Origin of the sequence: Variovorax sp. LG9.2, assembly GCF_035018885.1 — a bacterium.
Classification (GTDB): Bacteria; Pseudomonadota; Gammaproteobacteria; order Burkholderiales; family Burkholderiaceae_C; genus Variovorax.
This window is the reverse complement of record NZ_JASJXB010000068.1, coordinates 1-5,017: the sequence shown is the minus strand read 5'-3', so window position 1 is coordinate 5,017 and position 5,017 is coordinate 1. Positions and strand designations below refer to the sequence as shown.

The following is a 5,017-nucleotide window of genomic DNA, read 5'->3' as shown; positions in this document are numbered from 1 at the left end:
CGAAAGGTTGGGCTTTTTTTTGTTCCGCGCTTTAGTTGATTTGAGAATGTCGGCTATCGAAGAGTCTTGAGACTGGTCCGTTTCCACCATTCAGAAAAGCTGCCGCAATAAACATCAACCGGGTCGAATAGGCACAGCGGCTGGTATGAAGAAGGTGGATTTGGCATTGATGCGCAAAGTCGCTCACGAAGACTTTCGAGCGCCGAGTCTGCGTGTGGGTCGCACTGCCAATGCACGGATTTGGCACTTTGCAGGGCGAGCGCCAAGTGTTCAACATCGCCCCACCAGAGATGCGCTGTTTGCTTCTTTAGTCCGCGTGTGACGAAGTCCCAACGCCGCTCGCTCCACGGTGACGCAGCATGAGAAACATAGAAGCCCACACCGATTCGCAGCGCACCCGCGGGCAGAGCGTGTGAGCTAACACCGAGCGACCAGGGATGCTGGAGCCAGACATCGCGTCCAGAGACTGTGGCGTTGTCGGGCGCTGACCAACCGGTGTGAGGTGGTGGTACCACCCGTCGAATTGGCTCAGCCATTCCTACCGTTGGGTTAGACAGCACATCCTCGGCGGAAATCGAGAGGGAGTCGCGGGCAATTTCGTTCAGTGCCTCGTAGCTGGTGTCCAGCACTGTGCCGGCGCTGTGCCAGTCCGCGGGAGCGTACTTCGCTACATTCTCGGCATTGAAAAGATAGGGTTTGCTGCTCCCGGTTCCCGCCACCCATTGCCAGCTGAGGTGGTTGCTGGCCAAGTCACCGTCCAGCAAGTGGCCCAACATCCATTGCGCACCAGTGTGCCAGTGCACTTTGCGGATGTGCACGAGGTAGCTGGACAGCCACATGCGGGCGTGATTGTGCAAGTAGCCCGTCCCGTACAGGGTGCGTACCGCTAGGTCGATCGCGGGGATACCGGTACGCGCCTGCGCCACATCAGCTGGAAAGTCGCGGCTGTAGACGTCATTGGGCAGCAGCCCGCCGTGCAGGGACAGGTGAATACCATCGCCCAGGTGAGCCCACACATGACGGTAATAGGCGCGCCAGCCGAGCTCGAAAACAAACTTGTGCCTGTTGTTCAAGGGGTGGTGCGCATTCACGGCCGCAAATACATCGGCCAAGTTCAGAAAGCCGTGGGTCAGGTAAGGCGAGAGTCGGGTGACCGCGCCCTCCAGTGCGTTGCGTGTGCGCGCGTAGTCGTCAGGCCTCACACCCGCGAGCCGCGTGTGCGCCGCATCCAACGTCGGTTCAAAGCTGGGCATTGCGATGTGCTGTAGCTTGGCTTTCTATGGCTACTCGAGCAGGTAGGTCCAGCCGTGCGAGATTCTTGAGCTGCATCGCCATACGCGGATTCTTTTTCAGTAAGACCTCGTGGCGGATTAGAAAATCCCAGTACAGCGTGGTGTACGGGCAAGCGTTATCGCCAGTCGACTGCGCGGGGTCGTACTTGCACCCCTTGCAGTGGTTGCTCATTCGCTGAATGTATTTGCCGGTGGCCACATAGGGCTTGCTGGCCATCAACCCACCATCAGCAAACTGGCTCATACCCAGCGTGTTCGGTAACTCGACCCATTCCACTGCATCGACATACACGCTCAGGTACCAAGCATGTACCGCCTGTGGCTTAACTCCAAAAAGCAGCGCGTACAGGCCCGTCACCATTAGGCGCTGAATGTGGTGCGAGTAACCGTGTTCCAACGTCTGACCTATGGCGTCTTTCAGGCACGCCATCTCTGTTTCGCCGGTCCAGTACCAGGCTGGCAAGTCGCCTTGGGCATTCAATGCGTTGCGCTCGACGTAGTCGGGCATCTGCGTCCAGTAAACACCACGCACAAACTCACGCCAGCCCAGAATTTGCCGAACGAAACCCTCCACCGCGGCCAACGGTGCGTGACCAGAACGCCAGGCATCTTCGGCCGCTTGCACCACCTCGCGCGCGTTTAAAAGCTTGAGGTTGAGTGCGCTGCTGAGGTGGGAGTGATAAAGCCAGGCCTCGCCGGCCCAGATGGCGTCTTCGTATTGGCCGAACAGCGGAAGCCGCTTCGAAATAAACGTCTGCAGTGCCTGCAGAGCTTGGATTCGCGTGACTGGCCAGCCAAAACTTATGAGCGTACCCGGGTGACTTGCGAACCGGGTGTTGACCAAATCGATCACTTCCTGCGTGGTGATGTCCGGCTCGAAGCGTGTGGGCGGTGGTACGTTTTGCGGCCCCGCCTTTCCGAAAGACTCACGATTGTCCGCATCGAAGTTCCACTGACCACCCACGGGTTTCGAGCCCTCCATCAAGATGCCGTTCTTGTGTCGCAGTTCGCGGTACCAGTACTCGAGTCGCAGCTGCTTTCGATCTTTAGCGTGAGCGGCAAAGTCCCGTACAGTGCTGAAAAAATGCGTGTCGTCACGCAACTCCAGAGGCAACTGGTGTTGGGCTGCAATGGCGCGAATGCTTTGCAGCACCCGCCAGTCCCCCGGGGCAGTCAAGACCAGTCCAGCGGGCCTGACTTGTTTGATCGCTCGATCGATCTCGAGTGTCAGCGTGCCCAAATTGTCAGCGTCGTCGAGGCGGGTGTAGTGCATGGGCAGTCCTTGCCCGCGAAGGTGATCGGCGAAGTGGCGCATCGCGCTCAAAAACACCGTAATACGCTGTTTGGCAGACCAGACATGGGTCGACTCCTCCGCTACCTCGGCCATCCAGATAAGGTCTTGCAATGGATCGAAGCCTTCCAAGGCAGAAGATTCTTGATCTAATTGGTCACCTAACATAATGACGAGATGGCGAATGCTGCCAGTCAGGGACGCCTGGCGCCGTTTGGTCTTAGCCATGGGTCTTTCTTTTCGCTTGTTGGACTTTGCAAGCATCCACGCGCCATGTGAGTCGGGCCGTCTTGCGCGACAAAGCGTAGCCCAAAGGTATCCATGTGAAAGCTGAGCAGGGAGCTTGCCCTTGGAAACCGCAGTCTTTCACCGAGTTTTTAAACAGACTCAGCGGAGTTGGTTTTTACTCGGAAGTAAAGGCGTCTCGATGGTCGTAACCGCCCGCAGATCTTCTGGGAAGCCGCTTAGAAAGTCCGGGAGTCAGGGCCGATATTGCTCTTGGCAGGCAGCACACCCGCGTCGATGTCCGACCGGGCCATCAGCGCGGCGCACAGCGGCGTGAAGTCTGGTGCGGTAGGTTCAAACAGTTGCGCAAAGCTGTCGATGACAAAGTAGTTGGCCTGGTAGGTATCGATCTTGCAGCGCGTCCGCGGGGCGCGCACCAGATCGAGTGGTAACCGATAGGGCGCTTGACTGCGTACTTCATGCTTGCGTTCGCCAACGAACTCAGGACGCCCGCGCTGTACGGTCGCAATCCTTCCGGCTGCCCAATAAGCCCGCACTCCACCGTGTACCAATAAAGCCGCGCCAACATCTCGCACGCACCAAGCGAGTGAGCCTTTAGTCCGTCTTCGCCCTAACGCTGAACGTAGTCGGTAAAGGCCGGGTCGGACAGCATTGGCACGTGCCCGAACCAATCGTGGAACACATCGGGCTCGACGATGTAGTCGAGCTCTTCTGGCTTTCGAATCCAGTCGATCACCGGGAACAAGTGACAGCAGTACAGCGATAAAAGGCATCACAAGACTAGCCCGGGGACACGTGTAGCCGCGCACACAGCACCGGCGCGCGCGTAGTCACCCCCCGGGCGGCCGATCCGACGCGCCGTACACCGCGGGCGTCGCAACAAAGGTCGAAATCCCCGTTCATTTGAGCCAGCGGTCCATCACTCGCTGAAACTCGCCGCCGGCTTGCGACAAGTGCAGCCACTGATCGACATACGACTTGAACGCCACATCATCGCGCGGCAGCATCCAGCCCATCTCGCCGTACTGCAACGGCTTGTCTGCATTGACGGCACACAGTCCCGGCTTGAGCTTTTGCTGCGTCAGCGCTTCGGCTGATTCAGTAACGAACACGTCAGCACGATTCGACAGGAGCTCGTCAAAGATCGTGACGTTCTCGCCATGCAAGATCAACTTGGCCTGCTTGAAGTTGGCGCGAGCAAAGCGCTCGTTGCTGCCGCCCGGATTGAAGATCACACGCACCGAGGTTTTGTCAATGTCGGCAACCGTCTGGTACTTGGCGACATCCACGCAACGCGCGATCGGCACCTTGCCATTGACCATGTATGGCGCGCTAAAAAATGCGCGCTTTTGGCGCTCCGTGGTCACAGACACACCGCCGACAGCAATGTCGCACTTGCCCGCCGACAGGTCGGGCAGCAGATTGGCCCACGTCGTCTTGATCCATTCCGGCTTCGCGCCCAGGCTCGCACTGAAGCTCGCCATCAGGTCGACATCGATGCCCTCGTAACTGGCATCTGCCTTCTGGAAGCTGAAAGGCTTGTAGTCTCCCGGCGTGCAAATCCGCAGCGTGGCAGCCTTTTGCACGGCATCCAGATGTGACTGCAAAGAAAATGCAGACGGGGACTGCACCGCTGTGACCGGCACCGGCGTTGTCATACAACCGGCCAACAATACGGCCGCCGCAGTCGATCCCACGATCAATGCCAATCGATTCAAAAACACAGGACGCATGCCGAACCCCAAGAGAGTGAAGAGTGCGTTTATTGTGCTGCGCGCAACACGCCACGGCGCATCTGGACGAGCTCAATGCGCTCAAAAAACGCTTTGAAGTTGCCGTTGCCAAAGCCTTCATCACCCTTGCGCTGAATGAATTCGAAGAAGATCGGACCCAGCTGGTCCTCGCTGAAGATCCGCAGCAACAAAGCGTCTTTCTTGCCGTCGATCAGGATTTTTCGACACTTCAGCTCCACCACGCTTTCGCCATGCTCAGGAATCCGCTTGTCGACCAGCGTCACGCCCTTGCCGCGCAAGGCATCGACGATCTTGTAAAGATCGTCCAAACCCATCGCGATGTGCTGGACGCTTTCACCCCGGTACGTGTCCAGGTACTGTTGGCGCCGACCGAGAATTGACCCACTTATGAGGGTTGTGCCGATCTCAAAGTGACCCGGGTGTTCAGCCTACCC

Annotated in this window: 3 protein-coding genes and 2 pseudogenes; all 5 read right to left on the bottom strand. The window is 58.1% G+C overall.

The genetic code is table 11. The features are described from left to right. Positions 1 to 53: 53 nt before the first annotated feature. Positions 54 to 1,253 carry an FAD-binding domain-containing protein gene (locus tag QN413_RS26755; RefSeq protein ID WP_323499598.1) on the bottom strand — a complete coding sequence of 400 codons (1,200 nt, stop codon included), beginning with the start codon at positions 1,251 to 1,253 and terminating at the stop codon, positions 54 to 56. Then, complete coding sequence (locus QN413_RS26750) at positions 1,240 to 2,811, bottom strand: cryptochrome/photolyase family protein (RefSeq protein ID WP_323499597.1); 1,572 nt, start codon at positions 2,809 to 2,811, stop codon at positions 1,240 to 1,242. Before QN413_RS26750 ends, QN413_RS26755 begins: the two co-directional genes overlap by 14 nt. A gap of 236 nt (positions 2,812 to 3,047) precedes the next feature. Beyond that, positions 3,048 to 3,571: pseudogene (locus QN413_RS26745) on the bottom strand (phenylalanine 4-monooxygenase); the annotation flags it as partial. Positions 3,572 to 3,728: 157 nt separating this feature from the next. After that, complete coding sequence (locus QN413_RS26740) at positions 3,729 to 4,562, bottom strand: transporter substrate-binding domain-containing protein (protein ID WP_323499596.1); 834 nt, start codon at positions 4,560 to 4,562, stop codon at positions 3,729 to 3,731. 29 nt (positions 4,563 to 4,591) lie between these two features. After that, positions 4,592 to 4,954 (bottom strand): annotated as a pseudogene (locus QN413_RS26735) (4-hydroxyphenylpyruvate dioxygenase); the annotation flags it as partial. Between the last annotated feature and the right edge of the window lie 63 nt (positions 4,955 to 5,017).

Bases quoted from the DNA above. Each gene is read 5' to 3' on its own strand.
- QN413_RS26755 (WP_323499598.1), bottom strand. From the start codon at position 1,253: ATGCCCAGCTTTGAACCGACGTTGGATGCGGCGCACACGCGGCTCGCG.
- QN413_RS26740 (WP_323499596.1), bottom strand. From the start codon at position 4,562: ATGCGTCCTGTGTTTTTGAATCGATTGGCATTGATCGTGGGATCGACT.
- QN413_RS26750 (WP_323499597.1), bottom strand. From the start codon at position 2,811: ATGGCTAAGACCAAACGGCGCCAGGCGTCCCTGACTGGCAGCATTCGC.